This window comes from Sphingomonas sorbitolis, assembly GCF_036663875.1.
Lineage (GTDB): Bacteria > Pseudomonadota > Alphaproteobacteria > Sphingomonadales > Sphingomonadaceae > Sphingomonas.
This window is the reverse complement of the sequence record NZ_JAXOJS010000005.1, coordinates 91,741-112,859: the sequence shown is the minus strand read 5'-3', so window position 1 is coordinate 112,859 and position 21,119 is coordinate 91,741. Positions and strand designations below refer to the sequence as shown.

General features: G+C 66.6%; 23 protein-coding genes and 2 pseudogenes. 17 read left to right on the top strand and 8 right to left on the bottom strand.

The window, feature by feature from the left end:
* Positions 1-182: 182 nt before the first annotated feature.
* Together U1763_RS15435 and U1763_RS15430 are read right to left on the bottom strand one after the other, a co-directional pair.
* On the bottom strand, positions 183-557 hold the full coding sequence (locus tag U1763_RS15435; RefSeq protein WP_277984115.1) for an EF-hand domain-containing protein: 375 nt from the start codon (positions 555-557) through the stop codon (positions 183-185).
* Positions 558-583: 26 nt separating this feature from the next.
* Entirely contained in the window at positions 584-1,150 is a 567-nt protein-coding gene (locus tag U1763_RS15430; protein ID WP_128453801.1) for an HNH endonuclease, read from the bottom strand.
* A gap of 92 nt (positions 1,151-1,242) precedes the next feature.
* Here U1763_RS15430 and gluQRS point away from each other — a divergent pair, with 92 nt between their 5' ends.
* Positions 1,243-2,079 carry a tRNA glutamyl-Q(34) synthetase GluQRS gene (gluQRS, locus tag U1763_RS15425; protein WP_332755899.1) on the top strand — a complete coding sequence of 279 codons (837 nt, stop codon included), beginning with the start codon at positions 1,243-1,245 and terminating at the stop codon, positions 2,077-2,079.
* Between the two features lie 265 nt (positions 2,080-2,344).
* Here gluQRS and U1763_RS15420 read toward each other — a convergent pair whose 3' ends face one another.
* Positions 2,345-2,695 (bottom strand): DUF3147 family protein, encoded by a 351-nt coding sequence (locus tag U1763_RS15420; protein WP_332755898.1) that lies wholly within the window; start codon positions 2,693-2,695, stop codon positions 2,345-2,347.
* A 115-nt stretch (positions 2,696-2,810) separates the two neighbouring features.
* Between U1763_RS15420 and U1763_RS15415 the strand changes: the two genes are divergently transcribed.
* The 4 genes from U1763_RS15415 to egtD all read left to right on the top strand — a co-directional run bounded on the left by U1763_RS15415 (position 2,811) and on the right by egtD (position 6,192).
* On the top strand, positions 2,811-3,041 hold the full coding sequence (locus U1763_RS15415; protein ID WP_132735390.1) for a twin transmembrane helix small protein: 231 nt from the start codon (positions 2,811-2,813) through the stop codon (positions 3,039-3,041).
* Positions 3,042-3,288: 247 nt separating this feature from the next.
* Positions 3,289-3,882 carry a cob(I)yrinic acid a,c-diamide adenosyltransferase gene (locus tag U1763_RS15410; RefSeq protein WP_332755897.1) on the top strand — a complete coding sequence of 198 codons (594 nt, stop codon included), beginning with the start codon at positions 3,289-3,291 and terminating at the stop codon, positions 3,880-3,882.
* A gap of 61 nt (positions 3,883-3,943) precedes the next feature.
* On the top strand, positions 3,944-5,215 hold the full coding sequence (gene egtB, locus U1763_RS15405; RefSeq protein WP_332755896.1) for an ergothioneine biosynthesis protein EgtB: 1,272 nt from the start codon (positions 3,944-3,946) through the stop codon (positions 5,213-5,215).
* The gene (egtD, locus tag U1763_RS15400; RefSeq protein WP_332755895.1) at positions 5,215-6,192 is read left to right on the top strand and encodes an L-histidine N(alpha)-methyltransferase; all 978 of its coding nucleotides are present in this window, start codon (positions 5,215-5,217) and stop codon (positions 6,190-6,192) included. The genes egtB and egtD overlap by 1 nt, the downstream gene beginning before the upstream one ends.
* A 16-nt stretch (positions 6,193-6,208) precedes the next feature.
* Here the strand turns inward: egtD and U1763_RS15395 are convergent, their stop codons facing one another.
* Positions 6,209-7,309 (bottom strand): DUF1176 domain-containing protein, encoded by a 1,101-nt coding sequence (locus U1763_RS15395; protein WP_332755894.1) that lies wholly within the window; start codon positions 7,307-7,309, stop codon positions 6,209-6,211.
* 125 nt (positions 7,310-7,434) lie between these two features.
* Here U1763_RS15395 and U1763_RS15390 point away from each other — a divergent pair, with 125 nt between their 5' ends.
* From U1763_RS15390 to U1763_RS15370, 5 genes are all read left to right on the top strand, one after another.
* On the top strand, positions 7,435-8,304 hold the full coding sequence (locus U1763_RS15390) for a 3-hydroxyacyl-CoA dehydrogenase NAD-binding domain-containing protein (RefSeq protein ID WP_332755893.1): 870 nt from the start codon (positions 7,435-7,437) through the stop codon (positions 8,302-8,304).
* Positions 8,305-8,462: 158 nt separating this feature from the next.
* Positions 8,463-9,164 (top strand): DUF433 domain-containing protein, encoded by a 702-nt coding sequence (locus U1763_RS15385; RefSeq protein ID WP_332755892.1) that lies wholly within the window; start codon positions 8,463-8,465, stop codon positions 9,162-9,164.
* Positions 9,161-9,553 (top strand): PIN-like domain-containing protein, encoded by a 393-nt coding sequence (locus U1763_RS15380; protein ID WP_332755891.1) that lies wholly within the window; start codon positions 9,161-9,163, stop codon positions 9,551-9,553. The genes U1763_RS15385 and U1763_RS15380 overlap by 4 nt, the downstream gene beginning before the upstream one ends.
* Before the next feature lie 293 nt (positions 9,554-9,846).
* Positions 9,847-10,143, top strand: coding sequence for a type II toxin-antitoxin system RelE/ParE family toxin (locus tag U1763_RS15375; RefSeq protein WP_332755890.1), 297 nt, complete (start codon positions 9,847-9,849; stop codon positions 10,141-10,143).
* A gap of 42 nt (positions 10,144-10,185) precedes the next feature.
* Positions 10,186-10,485, top strand: a complete 300-nt coding sequence (locus U1763_RS15370) for an addiction module antidote protein (RefSeq protein ID WP_332755889.1) — start codon at positions 10,186-10,188, stop codon at positions 10,483-10,485.
* Between the two features lie 972 nt (positions 10,486-11,457).
* Here U1763_RS15370 and U1763_RS15365 read toward each other — a convergent pair.
* A pseudogene (locus U1763_RS15365) lies at positions 11,458-12,003 on the bottom strand (phage major capsid protein); the annotation flags it as partial.
* A 238-nt stretch (positions 12,004-12,241) separates the two neighbouring features.
* Positions 12,242-12,679: an HK97 family phage prohead protease gene (locus tag U1763_RS15360; RefSeq protein ID WP_443026936.1), complete on the bottom strand. Its 438-nt coding sequence runs from the start codon at positions 12,677-12,679 to the stop codon at positions 12,242-12,244.
* Between U1763_RS15360 and U1763_RS15355 the strand changes: the two are divergent.
* The 6 genes and pseudogenes from U1763_RS15355 to U1763_RS15330 all read left to right on the top strand — a co-directional run.
* Positions 12,673-13,176, top strand: a pseudogene (locus tag U1763_RS15355) (phage major capsid protein); the annotation flags it as partial. The gene U1763_RS15360 and the pseudogene U1763_RS15355 overlap by 7 nt on opposite strands.
* A gap of 122 nt (positions 13,177-13,298) precedes the next feature.
* A complete protein-coding gene (locus tag U1763_RS15350) occupies positions 13,299-13,859 on the top strand; it encodes a head-tail connector protein (protein ID WP_332755888.1) in 561 nt (186 codons plus the stop codon).
* Positions 13,856-15,502 (top strand): tail completion protein gp17, encoded by a 1,647-nt coding sequence (gp17, locus tag U1763_RS15345; protein ID WP_332755887.1) that lies wholly within the window; start codon positions 13,856-13,858, stop codon positions 15,500-15,502. Before U1763_RS15350 ends, gp17 begins: the two co-directional genes overlap by 4 nt.
* 74 nt (positions 15,503-15,576) lie before the next feature.
* The gene (locus U1763_RS15340) at positions 15,577-16,080 is read left to right on the top strand and encodes a DUF2793 domain-containing protein (protein ID WP_332755886.1); all 504 of its coding nucleotides are present in this window, start codon (positions 15,577-15,579) and stop codon (positions 16,078-16,080) included.
* Between the two features lie 119 nt (positions 16,081-16,199).
* Positions 16,200-17,321, top strand: coding sequence for an OmpA family protein (locus tag U1763_RS15335; protein WP_132735150.1), 1,122 nt, complete (start codon positions 16,200-16,202; stop codon positions 17,319-17,321).
* 376 nt (positions 17,322-17,697) lie between these two features.
* Positions 17,698-18,516: a shikimate 5-dehydrogenase gene (locus U1763_RS15330; RefSeq protein WP_332755885.1), complete on the top strand. Its 819-nt coding sequence runs from the start codon at positions 17,698-17,700 to the stop codon at positions 18,514-18,516.
* Positions 18,517-18,667: 151 nt separating this feature from the next.
* Here the strand turns inward: U1763_RS15330 and ygfZ are convergent, their stop codons facing one another.
* A complete protein-coding gene (gene ygfZ / locus U1763_RS15325; RefSeq protein WP_332755884.1) occupies positions 18,668-19,375 on the bottom strand; it encodes a CAF17-like 4Fe-4S cluster assembly/insertion protein YgfZ in 708 nt (235 codons plus the stop codon).
* Between the two features lie 134 nt (positions 19,376-19,509).
* Here ygfZ and pyrC point away from each other — a divergent pair, with 134 nt between their 5' ends.
* Positions 19,510-20,559 carry a dihydroorotase gene (gene pyrC, locus U1763_RS15320; RefSeq protein ID WP_332755883.1) on the top strand — a complete coding sequence of 350 codons (1,050 nt, stop codon included), beginning with the start codon at positions 19,510-19,512 and terminating at the stop codon, positions 20,557-20,559.
* Positions 20,560-20,707: 148 nt separating this feature from the next.
* Here the strand turns inward: pyrC and U1763_RS15315 are convergent, their stop codons facing one another.
* The gene (locus tag U1763_RS15315; protein WP_332755882.1) at positions 20,708-21,052 is read right to left on the bottom strand and encodes a hypothetical protein; all 345 of its coding nucleotides are present in this window, start codon (positions 21,050-21,052) and stop codon (positions 20,708-20,710) included.
* Between the last annotated feature and the right edge of the window lie 67 nt (positions 21,053-21,119).

The following is a 21,119-nucleotide window of genomic DNA, read 5'->3' as shown; positions in this document are numbered from 1 at the left end:
GCTGGCACCTCCGTATCCGTCATCCCAGCGAAAGCTGGGATCTCCGCGTGTGCAAGGTGCCGCGAACCACGAGGGATACCCCAGCTTTCGCTGGGGTGACGGATTTGGGGCTGGAGTGACGGATGTGTGTCGGGCGGGGCGGGACCGGATTTGAGGATGGCGCAAGGGATGCCGCCCGGCGTTCAGCGCTTCCGCGACTCCGCGCGTTCTTCCGAGGTGACGGTGCCGTCTCGGTTGAGGTCCATCCTGTCGAACCAGGCTAGCGTGCCTTCGCTCCACTCGATCGCGGTGATGACGCCGTCCTTGTTACGGTCGAACGCCTTGATGCGCGCGTTCGGTGCAGGGAGTTCGTCTTTGGTTATGCGGTCGTCGGCGTTGCGGTCTAGCGTGCGGAAACGGCGTTCCATGCTGGCGCCGAAATCTAGGCGCGACGTTACCGAGGGGGGCACGAAGCCTACCGCGTTGGCATCGGCCTGCGCGCGCTGCTCGTCCTTATTGCCGCACGCGGACACAAAAAGTCCCGTCGCGGCAAGCGCCGCCACCAGTTTCACCTGCATAGTATCTCCCGTCGTCTTGAAAGCCGTTACGCTTCCAGTTCAACGTCCCAATAGAGCCAGTCGTGCCATGTGTCGTGCAGGTAGTTGGGGGGGAAGCTGCGGCCGTGTTCCTGCAGATGCCAGTTGGTCGGCCGGATCGCCTCGATGTGCAGCGGCATCGCCGCCTGTTTCGGCGTGCGGCCGCCTTTCTTGAGGTTGCAGGGCGAGCAGGCGGTGACGACGTTCTCCCACGTGGTACGACCGCCTTGCGCGCGCGGCACGACATGGTCGAAGGTGAGATCGCGCAGCTTGCCGCAATATTGGCAGGTGAACTTGTCGCGCAGGAACAGGTTGAAACGGGTGAAGGCGGGAAATTGCGACGGTCGGACGAACTGCTTGAGCGCGATTACCGAGGGCAGCTTCAGCGCGAAATTGGCGCTGCGGACTTCGCGTTCATAGGTGGCGACGATGTCGACGCGGTCGAGGAAGACAGCCTTGACCGCGGTTTGCCACGGCCAGACGCTGAGCGGATAGTAGGAAAGCGGCGTGTAATCGGCATTGAGCACAAGCGCCGGACAACCATCCGGATGACGCATCAGATCGGGGTGAAACACGGCTCCTCCCACTCAGGCTTCGCATGGCGCCCTATGGACGATGGCGATGACGGCTGCATGACAGCACGGCGCGTAGCGGTCGGTCAAGCGCGGTGAGTGTCGTGACGCGGTTCGCGCCGAGCCCGACCGGGCGGCTGCATCTGGGCCACGCGGCGTCGGCGATCCGCGCGCACGACTTTGCGCGCGAGCGGGGCGGGCGGTTCGTGCTGCGGATCGAGGATATCGATGGGACGCGGAGTCGGCCGGAGTTCGTCGATGGGATTCTCGAGGATCTGGCGTGGCTTGGGTTGCGGTGGGACGAGCTCGTGTTTCAGTCGGAGCGGCTGGCGACGTACGACGCGGCGATGGAAGGGTTGAAGGCGCGCGCGCTCGTGTATCCGTGTTTCTGTACGCGGGCGGAGATCGCGGCGAGTGCCTCTGCGCCGCAGGGGGAGGTCGGGCCGGTCTATCCGGGGATTTGTCGGGGGCTGTCGGCGGCGGAGATCGCGGCGCGGACGGGGGCGTGTTGCTGGCGACTGGATATGGCGAAGGCGGTGGCGGAGGTCGGCGCGCTGGCGTGGCATGACGCGGCGGCTGGGTGGGTCGTGGCTGATCCTTTGGCGCAGGGGGATGTCGTGCTGGCGCGAAAGGATGCGCCGGCGAGCTATCATCTGGCGGTGACGCTCGACGATGCCGCGCAGGGGGTGACGGACGTGGTGCGCGGGGTGGATTTGTTTGCTGCGACGCACGTGCACCGGGTGTTGCAGGCGCTGCTGGGGTTGACGGTGCCGCGCTATCATCATCATCCGCTGGTGGTGGATGCGGCGGGGCGGCGGTTGGCTAAGCGCGATGGGGCGTTGTCGTTGGCGGAGATGCGGGCGGCGGGGGAGGATGGGGCGGTGTTGGCGGCTCGGGTGCGGGGTGAGCATCGGCTCGCGACTGTCAGGTGAACACCTGAGCTAGGTGTGCGAATATCCTTCGGCTACGGTCGCCTTATAAAGGCTCGCACTCTGCATTTCCTTGTTCTCCCGCGAAGGCGGGAGCCCAGACTGGGTCCCCGCCTTCGCGGGGAAACAGGGGGAGGTGCGGCGGCCCCAATGTTGTACCACCCCGGCGGTGGCCGGGGCCCAATTGGGGGACGGTGCTGGCGTAACGCATCGCTCCGTTACCTCTGCTTTCCCAATTGGGCCCCGGCCTCCGCCGGGGTGGTGCTTTTTACAGCTCGATCCCCAGTCTCGGCGCTGCCCACGTCATTGCCGCGTACAGCGCGATCGTCAGTACGCAGCCCGCCGCCAGCGACATCCAGAAGGGTACACCATGTCGCAACAGCGCGGGGATCAGCAGGAACATCGGTAGCGAGGGCAGCACGTACCAGAAGGTTGCGCCGGCGTGCGCGGCCATTGTTCGGGGATCGGGTTTGTCGTGCCAGAGCCAGATCATGCCGAGCACCGACACGAGCGGCAGCGATGCGACGAGCGCACCGAAGCCGGGATAGCGCTTGGCAAGTTCCGATGCGGCGGCGATCAGGATACCGGAAATCAGGGCTTTGAGCGCGAGATAGAGCATGCGCCATGTGCGCCCGCTGCGCGGCGTTCCGCAACTCGCTTCCCGGCAACATGGGTCATTTCCCGGCATCGGGTACGCCATTGCTACCCCGCCGGTGCGCGCTTACACTCGGGCCATGAACACATTCCTCGTCATCCTCCTGATCGCGGCGATGATCGCGACCGTCGTGGCTCTGGTGCGGGGCGTCGTGTCGTTCCTGCAGGAGGGCACGGCGCAGGTCCGCGACGGCAGCGGGCCGAGTGCCGCGTCGCTGAAATCGAATCGGATGATGCAGCAGCGGATCTTCTTCCAGGCGCTGGCGATCCTGATCGTGGTGGTGATCCTGTTTGCGGCGGGGCGGAACTAGGTCTGGACTGGGTTACGGGGCCAACCCGGATCCGTCATCCCAGCGGACGCTGGAATTTCACCGTTTGGTGGGCGTCGCGAACCACGAGGGATACCCCAGCTTTCGCTGGGGCGACGGGGGGCTATGGGGCACGGGATTCGGGGGCTGTGGTGGTACGGGATTTCTTCGTTGGGTCCCGACTTCGTCGTCGGGTGGCGACGTTAGCGTTGGGTGATGGGGCCTCACTGCGTTTCAATCTGGAAGATTCATGGTCAAGCTGAACAAGATCTACACGCGGACGGGAGATGACGGCACGACGGGGCTCGTCGATGGATCGCGGGTGTCGAAATCGAGTGCGCTGATGCAGGCGATCGGCGATGTCGACGAGGCGAACTCGGCGATCGGCTTGGCGGTGATTGCGCTGGGCGACCAGCCGATGGCGGCGGCGCTGACCCGGCTCCAGAACGACCTGTTCGATCTCGGCGCGGATCTGGCGACTCCGGCCGGCATGGACGAGGCTGGCGGTGATCCGTTCGCGCCGTCCGAGATGGTGTTGCGGATCGTGCCGTCGCAGGTCGAGCGGCTCGAGCGCGAGATCGACGCGCTGAACGCGCATCTTGCACCGTTGCGCAGTTTTATCCTGCCGGGGGGATCGGCCGAAGCCGCCGCACTGCACCTGGCGCGCGCGATCAGCCGTCGCGCGGAGCGATCCGCCGTCAGTGCGAGCGAGACGCAGCCGCTCAATCCGGCCGCATTAGCGTATGTTAACCGGCTTTCGGATTTCCTGTTCGTGGCATCGCGGGCGGTGAACCAAAACGGCGCCGGAGACGTTCTTTGGCGACCGGGGGCCACGCGCGACTAGGCGCGTATCGTCGCTCGCGTTCCAACGTCGCTTCGCTCGACGTAGAACTGAGGAGAGATCGATGCCCAATCCCGTTCGTCCCGACCGTGAAGGCCTGCCGGAAACGTCCCCGTTGGCCGAGCAGTTTGCCGCCGTCCGCGATCTGACGCTTGCGCTCGCGGCGCCGCTGTCGGACGCGGATGCGACGGTGCAGTCGATGCCCGATGCGTCGCCGACCAAGTGGCACATGGCGCATACGACGTGGTTCTTCGAGACGTTCGTGTTGCGCGATCATGTCGCCGGCTATGTGCTGCACGACAAGCGCTTCCCGTTTTTGTTCAATAGCTATTACGAGGCCGAGGGGCGGCGTCACGCGCGCGATCGTCGCGGGATGGTGACGCGGCCGTCGATCGACGAGGTGCGGGCGTATCGCGCGCATGTCGATGCTGCGTTGCTGGAGGCACTGCCGGATTTGCCGGAGGAGGCGCGAGACTTGGTGGCGCTCGGGTGCCATCATGAAGAGCAGCACCAGGAATTGTTGGTAACCGACATCCTTCACATGTTTTCGGAGAACCCGCTTGAGCCGGCGATGTGGCCGGCGGCGCGGAAGGTCCCGGTCGCAATGCCAGGGCCGATCGGCTGGATCGCGCATGAGGGCGGGATCGTCGAGGTCGGGCATGACGGCGAAGGGTTTGCGTTTGATTGCGAGGGGCCGCGTCACGCCGCCCTGCTGGTGCCGCATGCGATCGCGGACCGGACCGTGACGAACGGCGAATGGGCGGCGTTCATTGCCGATGGCGGCTACACCGAAGCGCGGCATTGGCTGGCGGATGGTTGGGCGTGGGTGAAGGCCGAGGGCATCGTCGCGCCGCTCTATTGGGAGCAGGGCGAAGCGGGCTGGACACGGTTCGGGCTCGACGGCCGGCGCGCGATCGATCCGGCGGCACCGGTGACGCATGTGAGCTTCTTCGAGGCGGATGCGTATGCGAGCTGGGCCGGTGCACGACTGCCGACCGAGTTCGAATGGGAGGCGGCGGCGGCCTCGCACGACGCGAACGGGGGCAACCAGATGGATGTCGCCGGACCGGTTGAGCCTCGGCCCTCCGCGGGCGGACTGGCGTTCTTCGGCGACGTCTGGGAATGGACCGGCAGCGCGTATCGGCCTTATCCCGGGTTCGTGACGGCGGCGGGCGCGGTCGGCGAATACAATGGAAAGTTCATGAGTTCGCAGTTCATCCTGCGCGGCGGGAGCTGTGCGACGCCGCGCGGCCATGCGCGGGTGAGCTACCGCAATTTCTTCTATCCGCATCAACGGTGGCAGTTCACCGGCGTGCGCCTCGCGAAAGATATCTGATGTTGAAGCCTGAGATCGAGGACGGCCAGCAGACGTTGGCCGATCCGCAGTTCCGTGCGGACGTGCTGGACGGGCTCGCTCGGCGGCCGCGGGCAATTCCGGCGCGGTGGTTCTACGATCGGCGCGGCTCGGAGCTGTTCGAGAAGATCACCGACTTGCCCGAATATTATCCGACGCGGACCGAGCGGGCGATCCTGGAGACCGCGTGTCCGGAGGTGGCGACGCTGGCCGGCGAAGGTCGTGCGGTCGTTGAGTTCGGGTCGGGATCTTCGACTAAGACGCCGATCCTGCTCGATGCGGTCGCGCCGTCGGTCTACGTGCCGATCGATATCTCGGGCGACTTCCTGCGCGAATCGTCGAAGGTGCTGGGCGAGCAGTTCCCGGACCTGCTGGTGCTGCCGTTCGAGGCCGATTTCATGCGGCCGCTGAGCCTGCCGAAGACGATCGCCGACACGCCGAAGCTCGGGTTCTTTCCGGGGTCGACGATCGGTAACATGATCCCGCTGATGGCGGTCGACCTACTGCGCGCGATGCGGACCTCGCTTGGCGTGGGCGCGATGCTGTTGATCGGGATGGACCGGATCAAAAGCGAGGACGTGCTCGTCCCGGCGTATGACGACGCGCAGGGCGTGACCGCGGCGTTCAACCTCAATCTGCTCGAGCGGATCAACCGTGAGCTGGACGGCGATATTCCGGTCGAGGCGTTCCGCCACAAGGCGGTGTGGAACGACGATCGCGCGCGGATCGAGATGCATCTGGAGGCGGTGCGCGACGTTGCGTTTACTGTCGATGGGCGGTCATTCGAGATGGGTGCGGGGGAGACGATCCACACCGAGAACAGCCACAAATACGGCGCGCGGGATGCGCGGATTTTGTTGCGGTCGGGCGGCTGGACGCCGGTGGCGGCTTGGACCGATCCCGAGGGGCTGTTCGGGGTGTATCTGGCCGAGGCTCAGGTGGAGCGGCCGGCACCCTGAGTGGAGAAGGAGAGGGTTAGCGCACCACCGTCGCGCGCCAGGTCGTGATGTAGTCGATGTTGCCGCGGCATTCGCCCATTTCGGATTGCTCGGACAGGCGGAAGCGGGTGCCGTCCCAGACGAAGCTCTGGTGGACGCCGCAGTCGCCCAGGCCGCGGCCCTTGGCGTAGCTGGTCAGGACGCCGTTCTCGAAACTGCCGTTGACGACGCTCTTTACCGGCGTCGCGGAGTCGGCGCCGGTTTCCTCGAAGCCGGAGGGGGCGTCGGTCTGGGCTGGCGCGATCGTGGTGCCGTCGATGATGAAAAGCGCGCCGATCAGATTGTACGCGCCGGTCGAGCAGGGGAGGATTGCGAGCGACTTGCCGCCGCCTAACGCGTGAACTTCGGGGGCGAACTGGGTCGGGTCGGCGCCATCGGGGAAGTTGCCGATATCGCACGACCCGCGTTTGCGCATCGTTGCGATCTGCGCGGCGGTGAGCTTGGCGGCGGCGCCCGAGGGCGCGTTCGCGGCGATGACGGGGAGGGCTGGCGTCGGCGCGCGCGAGGCGGCGGGGCCTCTGGCGACGATGGCGTCGACGGTGCCCGCCCGGCCTTGTTGCGCGTCGATGTAGCGGAGCGCGGCGGCGGCGCCTTTCAGCGAGAGCGTGGCGAGCGTGGCGCCGTTGGCGTCGAGGATTTTCAGCGACTGGGCGTTGGCGATCGCGGCGGCGAGCGCGGCGGCGTCGCGCAGGGCTATGGGCTTGCCGTCGACCACGAAGCTGGCGGGCGGGCGCTTGGTGGCGGCCTGGTCGTTGCGGGTTTCGATCGCCAGCGACATCTTGCCGCCGCCGTTCGCGACCGGGCCGGGCTCTCGGGTGAGGTTGAGCGTGAGATTGTCCTGGCCGATGCTCGCGTCGGGGAGGAGCGAGCCGAGCGTGCAACGCAGGGCGTTGTCGCAGCCTACGGTCCAGTCGGTGAAGGTCTTCGTGGCGCCGGGCTTGGGCGGCGCGTGCGTGTCGGTCGGCTGTGGTGCCGTCGGGGCTGCGGGAGCGGGCTTGGTCTTGGCCTCGGGCGCGGAGTCGGCCTTGGGCTGCGGCGTGGGCTGGCTCGGCGAACAGGCCGTCATCAGCGGCAGCATGACGAGGGGGGCCAGGAGGGGCGTGAGGGCGGAAAAGATCGGTTTGCACAGCATACTTGCAGCCTAGCGCGCTGGCAGCGCGGGGAAAAGCGGCTAGGGAGGGGGCAACAAATCAGGAGAGTGATGTGCAGACGATCGGTGTGATTGGTGCAGGGCAGATGGGCGCGGGGATCGCGCAGGTTTCGGCGCAGGCGGGGTACCGCGTGCTGCTGGCCGACGTGTCGCTGGAGGCGGCGACCAAGGGCAAGGCGGGGATCGCGAAGGCGCTCGGCCGGCTGGTCGAGAAGGAGAAGATCGCGGGCGAGGCGCGTGATGCGGCGCTCGCGCTGATCGAGCCGGTCGCGAGTGTCGCGGACATGGGCGACTGTGCGATCGTGGTCGAGGCGGCGACCGAGCGTGAGGCGGTGAAGCGTCAGATCTTCGCCGAGGTCGGCAAGGTGCTGGGGCCGGACGCGATCCTGGCGTCGAACACGTCGTCGATCCCGATCACGCGCCTCGCTCAGGCGGCGCCCGATGCGGCGCGGTTCATGGGCGTGCATTTCTTCAACCCGGTGCCGGTGATGCGGCCGATCGAGCTGATCCGCGGCCTCGCGACCTCGGACGCGACGGTGGCGGCGGTGGAGGCGTTTGCGGAGAAACTCGGCAAGCAGGTGGTGCATGCCAACGACGCGCCGGGCTTCATCGTCAACCGCGTGCTGATGCCGATGATCAACGAGGCGTGCTTCGCGCTGGGCGAGGGCGTGGCGAGCGTGCGCGACATCGATCTCGCGTGCGAGCTCGGGCTGAACCATCCGATGGGGCCGCTGACGCTGGCGGATTTCATCGGGCTGGACACGTGCCTGGAGATCACGCGCGTGCTGTTCGAGGGGACGGGCGATCCGAAGTTCCGGCCGGCGCCGGTGCTGGTGAAGTATGTCGAGGCTGGGTGGTTCGGGCGGAAGACGAAGCGCGGGTTTTATGATTATTCGGGCGCGGAGCCTGTGCCTACTCGGTGAGGGGGCTCCTCACACCGCCATCGTCGCGTGTTTTCGTCTTCTGGAGGGAATCCCCTGCGCCGGGGACTGTCTTGCGATAATCCATTGCGGACCTCCGCGATGTATGAGCATTTGCATGTCACGGGGACGAATGCGCGGCGATCGACGGGCGAATTGAAATGACAGCGGCACACTATGGAATCGGGGCGTACACGATCCCCGAAGCTGCACGCCTGATCGGAATGACAGCGTCGCGGCTCCGGCGCTGGCTGTACGGCTATGACTATGATGGCGGCCATGACGGCGGAGGGGGCATGCAACCGGCACTCTGGCAGCCACAGTACGACGTCGAGGCGGATGGCCAGCTGCTCGGTTTTCGCGACCTGGTCGAAGCGCGGATCGTTGCCGCACTGACCAAGGCCCATTTTGGTTTGCCGACCATTCGCGCCTGCATCATCGCAGCGCGCGATCTGCTCGGCGACGAACGGCCCTTCTCGACGCTGGCGTTCAAGACCGATGGGCGCAGGCTGTTTCTCGATATTACGGACGGGGTTCAAGATCCCGCAATGTACGACCTCAAGGCAAGGCAGCGTGTGTTCCGCGACGTCGTCATGCCGTCATTATCGGGACTGGATTTCGGTTCCGATGCTGCCGAGAGGTGGTGGTTGGTTCCGGGGAAGCGCACGATCGTCGCCGATCCCGAGCGTTCCTTCGGGCAGCCGATCGTGGCGGCATCCGGGCTGCTGACGGCTCGCGTTGTGCAGGAGTTGAAGGCCGAGGGATCGGTGGAGCGGGTTGCCAAGCTGTACGATCTACCCGTTCGCGCGATCCGCGACGCGCTGAAGTTCGAGAGCGATCTTCAGTTGCGTAAGGCGGCTTGAAGCTTTTCATCGACAACAATCTTCCACCGCGGCTCGCGCGGGGATTGGCGGCGTTGTTCGAGGGTGATCACGAGGTCATCTGTCACCGGGATAAATACGGCGATACGCACCTCCTCGACCAAGAATGGATACCCGATCTCGGTGTCGAGGGAGATTGGGTCGTGCTGTCCGGCGACCTCAATATTGCGCGACAGCGTCCCCAGCGGGAGTTGTTCTTCCGCTCCCGTCTGGTCGGCTTCTTTCCACGTGCGGCAGTGATGGAGTTGCCGTTGCCGAAGAAGGCCGCGCGTATCTTGAGCGTTTGGGACCGGATGGTCGGTTTGGCACGCGACGTACGGCCGGGGGTGTTCGAGCTCCAGCAGCGAGGCGAGCAATTTCGCGCGTTGTGACCGACCGGAAATTTGCCGGACCAGGTCCGCGAGTGAGATTCGAGTGAGATTATAGTCTGCATTTCCTTGTTCTCCCGCGAAGGCGGGAGCCCAGGCCGGGTCCCGCCTTCGCGGGGAAACAGGAGGGTGACGTCGCGATCGGCGTCGGGTCGTTGGATGTGTCGCTGATGTCGTCGGAGAACAGGGCGGTGCTTGAAACGAGACCGTCGATGCTCTGGTTGATTTGCGGATCGGCGTGCGTTTGCATTGTCGCTTTTAGTTGACGCGCAACCGATGTCGCTTATGAGCGACGCATGCAGTACGAAATCGCTACGACCGATGATTTCGACGACTGGTTCGACGGGTTGCGCGACAGCCTTGCGGTAACTGCAATCCGTCGGAACATCGTGAAGCTGTCGGGTGGTTTGTTCGGCAATGTCGAGGCGGTCGGGAGCGGGGTCAGCGAATTGAAGGTCGATGTCGGCGCCGGCTACCGAATCTATTTCGTGACCCGCGGACGGACGATCATCGTGCTGCTGACCGGAGGCGACAAGTCCAGCCAGAGGCGGGACATCGCTCGAGCAAAGGAGATGGCCGGCGATCTGGAATGACGCCGGCAAGCTAATACGGACCAGTCCAGGAGGACAGCGATCATGGCCATAAAGACCAAGCCGCTCGATGCAGCAAAGTACTTCCCCGATGATGCATCGCAAGCCGATGTCATCACCGATGCACTGGCAAGCGGCGATGTCGGGTATATCGCCGCCGCGCTGGGTATTGTGGCGCGCGCGCGCGGCATGACCGCGATCGCTGCCGATACCGGGCTAAGCCGACAGGCGCTTCACAAGGCGCTGAGCGAGGAGGGGAACCCGACACTCGATACCGTTGTGAGGGTACTCGACGCGCTCGGCCTCCAACTGGAAGTAAAACCACGGGCGTCGGTTGCCGCCTGAAGGCGCTATCGGCAGGGTATAGTTGCGATTTCGGCAGCAGGGCCCGCAGGTATCTGCGCGACGTAGGACCTGGGCTGACTGAAACGAGCGTTGAACTTCACCTCCTTGTTCTCCCGCGAAGGCGGGAGCCTAGGCTGGGTCCCCGCCTTCGCGGGGAAACATCCTCGCTGCTTGGTGTAGGCTGCGCTAGAGCGAACCAGATCGGTTAAATAGCTTGACATCGTCACGCTCGTTTGGTACATAACAGGAACGCTGAAGAATTGCGGGTCGGGCTGGTGGCTCGGTGGAGAGAGGCCGGGACGGGCGGGGTGGGAGCCTCGGGTGTCGCCGGCCTTTTCGCGTTCTGGTGGGTCCTATTGCTGGGAGAGCGGGGATGGTGCGGTTGGTGGCGGCGGATAATCGGATCGTGCAGTGCGCCGCGGTGCGCAAGGATGGGTGGACCAAGGCGCGGCGCGAGGGGTTTTTCGCGATGCTGAGCGCGACGTGCAACGTGCGGGCTTCGGCGGCGGCGATGGGGATGACCGATTGTGGCGCCTATTATCTGCGGCGGCGCGACCCGGTGTTTGCGGCGCAGTGGCGGGAGGCGCTGGCGGAGGGTTATGGTCGGCTTGAACAGGCGCTGATGGCACTGGCGCTGGAGGGGATCGACCCGGCGCCCGCGATCGAGGCGGGGATCGAACAGGTGCGCGCGGCGACGTGCGGCGAGGCGAAGACCGAGGGCTTCGGCGCGGAGCGGCGGCGGGCGGACGCGGCGGCTCTGGCGGCGGACGGTGGCGGGAATGCGGTTGTTCCCGGTGCCGGGCGCGGAGCCGGGGGGGCAGCACATGCGGGTGTTGGCGATGGAGTGATCGTGGGATCGCTGGGCGGTACGCCGGGGATCAAGCCGGCAATAACGAGCGTCGATCTGGCGCTGCGGTTGCTGGCGCGGAATGCGGACCGGGTTGCTGGGACCGCTGGCGGGCGAGGGCGCAAAGCTCGCACGCCATCGGCAGTCGCCGCGGTAGCAGACGTCAGAAACCCCTTCGGCCGCGAAACCCCCGACCCGGACACGAACGCCGCCCCCTCGGCCTTCGCGAACTCCATCGCGATCTCGCCCGCGAGCCACTCCTCGACATCGAAAGCCGCATCGTCGAGCATCGCCTGGCTAGCCGAAGGATTGGCATACAGCTCCCCGGTAGGCGGCGCGATCTCGACGAACACCGGCGAAGCCGTCTCGGGTCTCGCGGCATTCTCCGCCGCCCACCCGGACGGCGTACCGCCGGTCGTCACCAGCTTCCGGTACCCGGCGGACCCCACCTTGACGACATTGGCGATCGACCGGATCGGCGACACCGCCTTCAGCAACGTATCGATCTGCGCATCGATCTCGCGCGGCACCGCAAACCCGCCAGAGTCCCCCGTCACCCCGGTAAACGCCTTCATCTCCAGCGTCGCGCCGGTCCGCACGAACCCCGCAAACGCCGCACTCACCCCAAGAGGCGCCGCCCCCTCCAAAACCGGCCGGTCAACAACACTCATATCCATCTCCTCGCATGAAACGAAAAAAGGCGCCCCGCAGGACGCCCAATGAAACTCTCTGAAAACCCTCGCCCCTCCGGGGAGAGGGAGGGGCCCGCGCGCCCTTGCGCGTGGGAGGGAGAGGGGAGTGAGGCTCGGAACACCCGCGCCAATCACCGTTCTCCTGCGAACGCAGGAGCCCAGGGGTCACACGCGTCTCACCACTCGACCCTGGATTCCTGCGTCCGCAGGAAAACGCTCACGCCACGATGTCCACCACCTCAACCCGAGCCAAAGCCTGCATAGGGACCGCCACCAGACTAACCTCGACCAAGTCGACCGACATCAACTCCCGCCGCACCCCCTGCCGCACGGACGTCGCCCGATACCCAACCGACAACCCAGCCACTGCCCCGGCCCGCACCAGCCGAGCCAGCTCCGGGTCCGTAACCACCCCCTCGACGCGCAACCCCCGCGCATCCTCCGCAACCACGGACAAGGACCCAACCGCCACACCCCGATGCTGCAACAACAAAGGCACCACCCCAGCCCCGGCAAAAGCCCCCCGCCGCATCACATCCCCAGCCCGATCCACCACATCGAACACCGCCGCGTACCCAACGAACGCCACCTCGCCCCCTCCCCGTTCGTCCCGAGTAGCTGTCGAGCCTGTCGAGACGGCGTATCGAGGGATCACTTCAACCACGCGGCAAACCCTCCTCCGCCGAAGCCCGAGCCTTCGGGACTTTGCAGTATCTGGCTAGCGGTACGGCTGGGGACTTTTCGGCGAGTCCGCAGGAGCGGTTGATCGATCTGGTTCAGTCTCTGCGCGGGCCGTATCGGCAGGGGGCGAGCTTCGTCATGAATGCCGCCACGTTGGCGCGGATCCGGAAGTTCAAGACGAGCGATGGGGCGTTCGTCTGGGCACCGTCGCTGGCGGCGGGGGTGCCGGCGACGTTGCTCGGCTATCCGGTGGTCGAGGCCGAGGACATGCCCGATATCGCGGTGAATACGCTGGCGATCGCGTTCGGGAATTTCCGCGCGGGGTATATCATCGCGGAGCGGACCGAGACCGGGATCCTGCGCGATCCGTATTCGAACAAGCCGTTCGTGAACTTCTACGCGACCAAGCGGGTCGGTGGGTGCGTGACGAATTCCGAGGCGATCAAGCTGATGAAGTTCTCGGTGGCTTGAGTTTCGGCGGGAGGGGTTTGGGACGAGGGGTGCTCGTCCCAAACCCCTCTCCCTCCCACGTGCAAGGGCATGCGGGCCCCTCCCTCTCCCCGGAGGGGCGAGGGAAGTTTTGGAGACATCTTATGACGGGGTCGGCGATTTCTGCCGGGGTGATCGCTGAGGTGGTCGTCGCGGCTAGGGCTTTGTTGCGGGTGGAGAGCGGGGAGGACGTTGTGCTGGCGCGGTTGGCGCAGACGGCTTTGCTGCTGGCGGAGGCTTTCCTGGGGGCGGCGGTAATCGGGCGGCCGTTCGAGGATGTGGTGACCAGTGCGGCGGGGTGGCGGCGACTGGTGGTTGCGCCGGTGAGCGCGATTGCCGGGTTTACCGGGTTGCCCGCTGACGGCGCGCCGTTCGTGTTGGCGGTCGGGGCGTATGCGGTCGATATCGATGCGGATGGGGTGGGGTGGGTGCGTGTCCTGGCCGCGGGGTCTGCCGGACGGGTTGCGGTCGCGTATTCGGCTGGGCTCGCGCTGAGTTTCGAGGCGGTGCCCGCCCCGATCGCGCAGGGGGTGGCGATGCTGGTCGCGCACCTGTTCGATCACCGGGAGAGCGATGTGGCGCCGCCGGCGGCGGTGGCGGCTTTGTGGCGGCCTTATCGGCGGATGCGGCTTGGCCTTGAGGTGCATCCCGGAGCTTTGGCGTGAGTGGGCGGGTGGTTTTGCAGGCGGCTGTCGTCGCTCGGCTGAACGCGGTGCTGGATGTCAGCGTGTTCGATGCGCCGCCGGTGCGGGGTGGGCTGCCTTATGCGGTGGTCGACGAGCCGGTGCTGTCGGATTGGAGCACGAAGACCTGGGTTGGGCGGGAGGGGCGCGTTTTGCTGACGCTGTTCGATGGGGGGGAGCGGCCGGTTCGGGTGCGGGCTCTGCTGGCGGCGGCGGAGGAGGGGTTGGAGGCTCTGGCGCCTGATCTTGATGAGGGGTGGCGGGTGCGGGCGGATACGGCCGGATTCTCGCGTGATGTGGAGGCAATGCGGGGGGAGTTGGAGGGTGTTCTCGGCGCTGGGGCGGAGCGGGCTGCGTTGCGGATGGAGGCGGGGCTTTTGCGCGCGGTTCTGCAGCGCGCGCGGCGACCGGGGGCTGGGGTTCGCGATGAGCGGACCGATGTGCCGGCGGTGCTCGAGGCGGGGGCAGCGAAGACGGTGGCGGAGGCGATGCTCGCGCGGGCCGAGGCCGGGCGGGTGCGTAGGACCGTGGCGGCCGGGTTCGGGGCGATGGCGATCGCGCCGGGCGCTTGCGTGACGATTGCGGGCGAGGGCGGCGTCTGGCGGGTGGCCGATGTGAGCATCGAGGGAATGGTGACGACGCTGGGGCTGGTGCCGTTGGTGGCGGCGTCGCTGCCGGCTAGCGCGACGAGCGGGCGGGTATCGGGGGCGGTCGATGCGGTGGTCGGAACGACGATCCTGCGCGCGTTCGAGGTCCCTGGATTGGAGGACACGCCGTTGACCGCGCCGCGGATGACCGTGGTGGCGGCAGGGACGGGCGCGGCGTGGCGGCAGGCGGCTCTGCTCTACAGCGTCGATGATGGGGTGAGTTGGGTGGCGGCCGGAGCGACGGCTGCGCCTGCGGTGCTGGGGACTATCGCGGTGGTGGCGTCGGGGGCGCCAGCGACTTTGGTGGATCGTCGGGGGGCGTTCGAGGTCGTGCTGGCGAATGCGGACATGGAACTCGGGGATGCGGATGCGGCGGCGCTCGATCGTGGGGTCAATCTGGCGCTGATTGGCGACGAACTCGTCCAGTTCGGGCGGGCGGAACCGCTGGGCGGCGCGCGGTGGCGGCTGAATAACTTGCTGCGCGGGCGGCGGGGGAGCGAGGCGGCGGCCGGCGCGCAGATGGTCGGCGACCGGTTCGTGCTGCTTCAGGCGGAGGCGGCGCGGACGTTCGACCTGCCGCTGTCGGTGCTCGGACGCGAGGTGCGCGTGATGGCGTCGGGGGTGGGCGACGCCACCCCGGTCGAGACGCGGTGCGTGATGCGGGGTGCGTCGGTGGTGCCGCCATCGCCGGTGCATCTGCGCTGCTTTGCCGAAGCGGACGGAAGCGCGACGGTGAAGTGGACTCGGCGCAGCAGGGCGGGGTGGCGCTGGATCGATGGCGTCGATGCGCCGCTGTCCGAGGAGGTCGAGGCGTACCGGGTGACCGTCACTGCTGGCGGAACCTCGCGCGAGGTCGACGTCCCAGCGCCGTTCGTGGCGGTCACTGCGGCCGAGCGTGCCGCCTCTGCCAGCGTGGCCGTCCGGCAGCGCGGCATCTTCGGCGAGTCGCTGGCGGTGGACCTGATCGTACCGGCCTGAAAATCGAACGGGCCTTGAAATCGAATGGGCCTGAAAAACCGAACGGGCCTGAAAATCGAACGGGGGAACGAATGATGAGCGACGACATCACATCGCGGCTGGCACTGCCGCTGTTGCAGCCCGGACAGGCGCAGAAGGAAACGACGCATAACGAGGCGCTCGCGCTGCTCGACCTGGCGGTGCAGGCGAGCGTGCTGGCGGTGGGAACCAATGCGCCGCCGGTCGCGCCGGTGGCGGGCAGCGCGTGGATTGTAGGTGCCGCGCCGACCGGTGGCTGGGCCGGGCAGGCGCGGGCGATCGCGGGGTGGACGAGCGGCGGGTGGCGGTTCGTCGTAGCGCGCGAGGGGATGACGGTGTGGAGCATCGCCGACGGCCAATATGCGCGGTTCGGCGGCGGGGCCTGGACGATCGGGGTGCTGACAGGGTCGCGCGTCTCGATCGGTGGAGTCGACGTGGTCGGCGCGCGTCGGGCGGCGATTCCCGATCCGGCTGGCGGCACCGTCGTCGACAGTCAGGCGCGGGCGGCAATTATCGCCATATTGGGCTGTTTACGCGGCCACGGGTTGATTGGGGCCTGAAACACCCCAAAAACTGTGTCGTTCCGGCAACACCTCTAACTTTTGTGAACTTGCGTGGAAACAAGCCCGAGGATAGGGAGTTTGCGATGTCCGTGTGACACTCATGAAAGGGGATTAGTATGCGGAAGCTTGCCGTCGTTCTGGCACTCGCCTCCACCGCACTCGCCACTCCCGCCCTCGCCCGCGATAAGTCGTGGTACGTTGGCGTCGAAGGCGGTGCGATGATCGTTGAAGACATCGACTATGATATCGGCGCATTGAACAATGCCGGTTCGGTCGATCATGACTATGGTTACGATGTCGACGCCGTAATGGGCTACGACTTTGGCGGTTTCCGCCTCGAAACCGAAGTCGGCTACCGTAAGGCAACCGTGGACGGCTACTCGTCGACCACAACCACGCCAGTGTTCGGTCCGACCGGCGTCCGCGGCAACGCAGGCGCAAACAGCTATGATTATGCTGGTGGTTCGTCGTCGGCTCTCAGCTTCATGCTGAACGGCCTTCTGGACTTCGGTCCGGACGATGGCATCCAGGGCTTCATCGGCGGTGGTGTTGGTGTTGCTCGCGTCAAGGCGCAGTATGCACTCAACAACAACGGCGACTTCCTGAACGACTCGGACACTGTGTTCGCGTATCAGGGCCTGGCCGGTATCCGCGCACCGCTGACCGACCACATCGACGCGACCTTGAAGTATCGTTTCTTCAACGCCGAGAACGTCAAGCTGGTCGACGTTTCGAACCGCGTGTTCGACGGTCGCTATCGTTCGCACAGCATCCTTGGTGGTGTGACGTACAACTTCGGCGAGCCTGCTGCTCCGCCGCCGCCGCCGCCGCCGCCGCCGCCGCCTCCCCCGCCTCCTCCGCCGCCGCCGGCGCCGGTCGAAGTGGTCTGCTCGCCTGGTCCGTTCATCGTGTTCTTCGAATGGGACAAGTCGGACATCACGCCAGAGGCAGCGTCGATCCTCGACAACGCGATCACGCAGTACCAGTCGTGCGGCAACGCACAGGTCATGCTCGCGGGTCACGCGGACAAGTCGGGTTCGGCTTCGTACAACGTCGGTCTGTCGCAGCGTCGAGCAGATGGCGTGAAGGCATATCTGTCTTCGCATGCCATCCCGGACAGCGTCATCTCGACGGAAGCATTCGGCGAGAGCCGTCCGCGCGTCGAGACCGCCGATGGCGTTCGCGAAGTGCAGAACCGTCGCGTGGAAGTCACCTACGGTCCGGGTTCGGGCCAGTAAGACTTTCGCCAACCGGCTCTCGGGTCGGTTGCGGAATGAAGATCGGGGAGGTCAGCGCAAGCTGGCCTCCCTTTTCTTTTGTGCGTCGCGTTTTGAGTGTGGACCGGTCGCGGGGACGGCGGCTTGGGTCGGCGTCGATTTTGTTCGCGCGGAGGCGCGGAGGCGCGGAGAATAAGAGTGGAGATGGCTCTTTCCGGGTGAGCGCACCCGCGAATGCGGCTTTCGATGATCGGCTCCGCCGAGGCGGGGCGATGACGGGAAACGCTGCCCAAAACCTGCTTCTTACTCTCCGCGCCTTCGCGCCTTCGCGTGAACACCTCTATCGACGCTTCACCGTGGCGGTTCGTAGCTGTAGTGGAGCCAGCCTACCGAGGAGATGCAGATGAAGCCGCTGATTGGCCGGGATACGCGGCTGTGCATGTCGCTGTCGGCGCGACCGGGGAACTTTGGGACACGGTTTCATAACCGGCTGTACGAGCTGACCGGGTTGGATTTCGTCTACAAGTCGTTCTCGACCACCGATCTCGAGGCGGCGATCGGCGGGATCCGGGCGCTGAGGATCCGTGGGTGTGCGATCTCGATGCCGTTCAAGGAGGCGGTGATTCCGCTGCTCGATGGGCTGGCGCAGACCGCGAGCGCGATCGATAGCGTCAATACGATCGTCAACGACGATGGCGTGCTGACCGGACACAATACCGATTATGGCGCGGTGGTGGATCTGGTCGCGGACCTGGATCGGGCGATGCCGTTCGTCGTCCAGGGCTCGGGCGGGATGGCGAAGGCGGTCGCGGCGGCGCTCAGCGACAGCGGGTTTCGCGACGGGACGATCGTCGCGCGGAACGAGCGGGCGGGGCGCGCGCTGGCGGATCTCTATGGGTATCGCTGGGCGGCGGTTGCCGAGGGGGAGGTGGCGTTGCTGATCAACGTCACGCCGCTGGGGATGACCGGAGCGGATGCCGAGGCGCTGGCGTTTCCGGCGGCAATGATTGCGGCCTGCGAGGTGGCGTTCGACGTTGTGCAGTATCCGATCGAGACGCCGTTTCTGCGCGCGGCGGCGGCGGCGGGGAAGCGGTGCATTACCGGCGCGGATGTCGCGACGTTGCAGGCGGTGCAGCAGTTCGTGCTGTATACCGGGGTGACGCCCGATGCGGCGCAGGTGGCGGATGCGGGCGCCTGGGCGCGCGCTAACTCTTGAGTGCCGGAGCCAGTAATCCTCCCCCGCAAGGGGGAGGTGGCTGGCCCTTGCCAGACGGAGGGGAGGCTGGCGCCACGCATGTTTCGTGTCCTCCCCCTCCGTCACCTTCGGTGCCACCTCCCCCTGGCGGGGGAGGATCGTGGGGGGCTTGTTAGGGCGTTTCTACCAGTGCTGCGGCTAGCCAGGGTGGCGTCAGCGCGTCGCCGAGCGACTCGACGCGGCGGTGTTCGACCATCAGGGCGAGGTCGGGGTAGGTGACCCGTGTGCGGGCGCTCGGTTCGGTGAAGGGCGCGACGACGAGGCGGCGGTTGACCTTGGAGCGGTGGTGCATCCGCGCGGTGTTCTCCTGGCCTACGTAACACCCCTTGGTGAAGCTGACGCCGTTCAGCTCGCGTGCGTTGCATTCTAGCCAGAGCGTCTCGCCGCTGCCGAGTTCGGCGATGCCCTCGGTGACGCCGAGTGACAGACGATGCTCGTGCCAGCCGGTTGCCGGGTCGCCGGCGGGGGCGAGCCAGCGGTGGCCGAGTGCCGCGAGGCGCGGGTCGGGGACGCCCTGGTTTCTGGTCGGGGACCAGTGGACCTTGGCGTCGTCGGGCTGGAGCGTGATCGCGCGACGCAGGCGGTAGAGCGTCAGGCGCTTGGTCAGCGCCTCGGCTTGCGCGGCCTCCGCGTCGATCAGCACGTCGTCGCCGTCGGCCCAGAGAATGAAGTCGAACAACACTTTCCCCTGCGGCGACAGGAGTGCGGCCCAGGCGGGTGTGTCGGGCGTGAGCAGCGCGGTGTCGGCGGTGACCAGCCCTTGCAGGAAGCCGCGAACGTCTTCGCCGGCGACGCGGATCACGCTGCGGTCTGCCAGCATCGTGGGGGACATCGTTGTGGGGGTGGGCTGGTCCATCCTTACCACCTAGTGCGCGTAGGGCAATTTCCAAGCGCGGCTGGATTTGACGCGGGGGGCGGCTGGCATCTCCGCGCGTGCGCCGATAGGAGGGCGTCATGACCGAGCGCCTCACGATCCGCCGCCCCGACGACTGGCATGTTCATCTGCGCGATGGCGCGATGCTGGAGGCGGTGGCGGGGCATACCGCGCGGCAGTTCGCGCGCGCGATCATCATGCCCAACCTGACGCCGCCGGTGACCTCGATCGACGCCGCAAAGGCCTATCGCGAGCGGATCATGGCCGCGTTGGATGGTAGCGAAGGAGGGGGGGCGAACTTCACGCCGCTGATGACGTGCTATCTCACCGATGGCACCGATCCCGCCGAGCTCGAACGCGGCTATGCCGAGGGCGTGTTCGCCGCGTGCAAGCTGTATCCTGCGCACGCGACCACCAATTCGGCGCACGGCGTGACCGATATCCGCGCGCTGACGGGCGTGCTCGAGACGTTGCAGCGGATCGGCATGCCGCTGCTGATCCACGGCGAGGTGACCGACAAGTCGATCGATATCTTCGACCGCGAGGCGGTGTTCGTCGAGCGCACGCTGGCGCCGCTGGTGCGTGAGTATCCGGGGCTGAAGATCGTGCTGGAGCATATCACGACCGCGGAGGCGGCGGCGTTCGTGGCCGAGGCGGATCATCCGATCGCCGCGACGATCACGCCGCAGCATCTGCTGATCAACCGCAATGCGCTGTTCGACGGCGGGCTCAGGCCGCACGCTTACTGCCTGCCGGTGCTGAAGCGCGAGACGCATCGGCTCGCGGTGCGCGCGGCGGCGGTGTCGGGGTCGCCTCGGTTCTTCCTCGGGACCGACAGCGCGCCGCACGTCGTCGGCGCGAAGGAGTCCGGGTGCGGGTGCGCGGGGATCTTCAACGCGCCGTTCGCGCTGGAGGCCTACGCGCGTGTGTTCGACGAGGAGGGCGCGCTCGACAAGTTCGAGGGGTTCGCGTCCGAGCATGGCGCGCGGTTCTATGGGTTGCCGCTGAACGAGGGGACCGTGACGTTGGTGCGCGGCGATGCCGAGGTGCCGGCGTCGATCGGATCGGGGGAAACGGCGGTGGTGCCGTTCCTGGCGGGGACCAATGTCGGGTGGCGGTTCGAAGGGTAGGCGCTTCGTTGGTGCGGTAGCTTCGTCCCCCAACCGTCATCCTGACGAACGTCAGGACCCAGAGTCACGACCGGCAGAGATTGTTACCCTAGGTCCTGACTTGTGTCAGGATGACGGGGTTGGTGGCTCAGGATGACGGGGTGGGGCTTCAGGGTGACGGGGCGGTCAGGCGGTCGAGCCACAACCGCGCTTCCTTCTGCTCGCCGACCGCGCTGGCGTTGACAGGGCCGCGGGCGGCGAAGAAGTCGGCGTGGAGCGCGAAGGGTTCGAGCATCAGCCGCTGGCGCATCGCGGCGATGTCGTCGCCCATCTCGGTCAGCGCGTCGATCGTCGGCGCGATCGCGGCGCGGACGCGGCGGTCCGGCGTGCGATTGAACAACCCGAGCGCGCCGGCGGCGGTCTTTTCCAGTGCCGCGATCAAGGTCGCGCGATAGTCGGTTTCGAGATCCTCGCGCTGGGCGTCGAGGCGGGCGAGGCGGTCGGGTTTTGCCATGGTCCCGGCGTAGCGGGTCGGCTGGGATGGTCAACGCGCGCCAGCCTCGACCCGACTGACTCTGCGG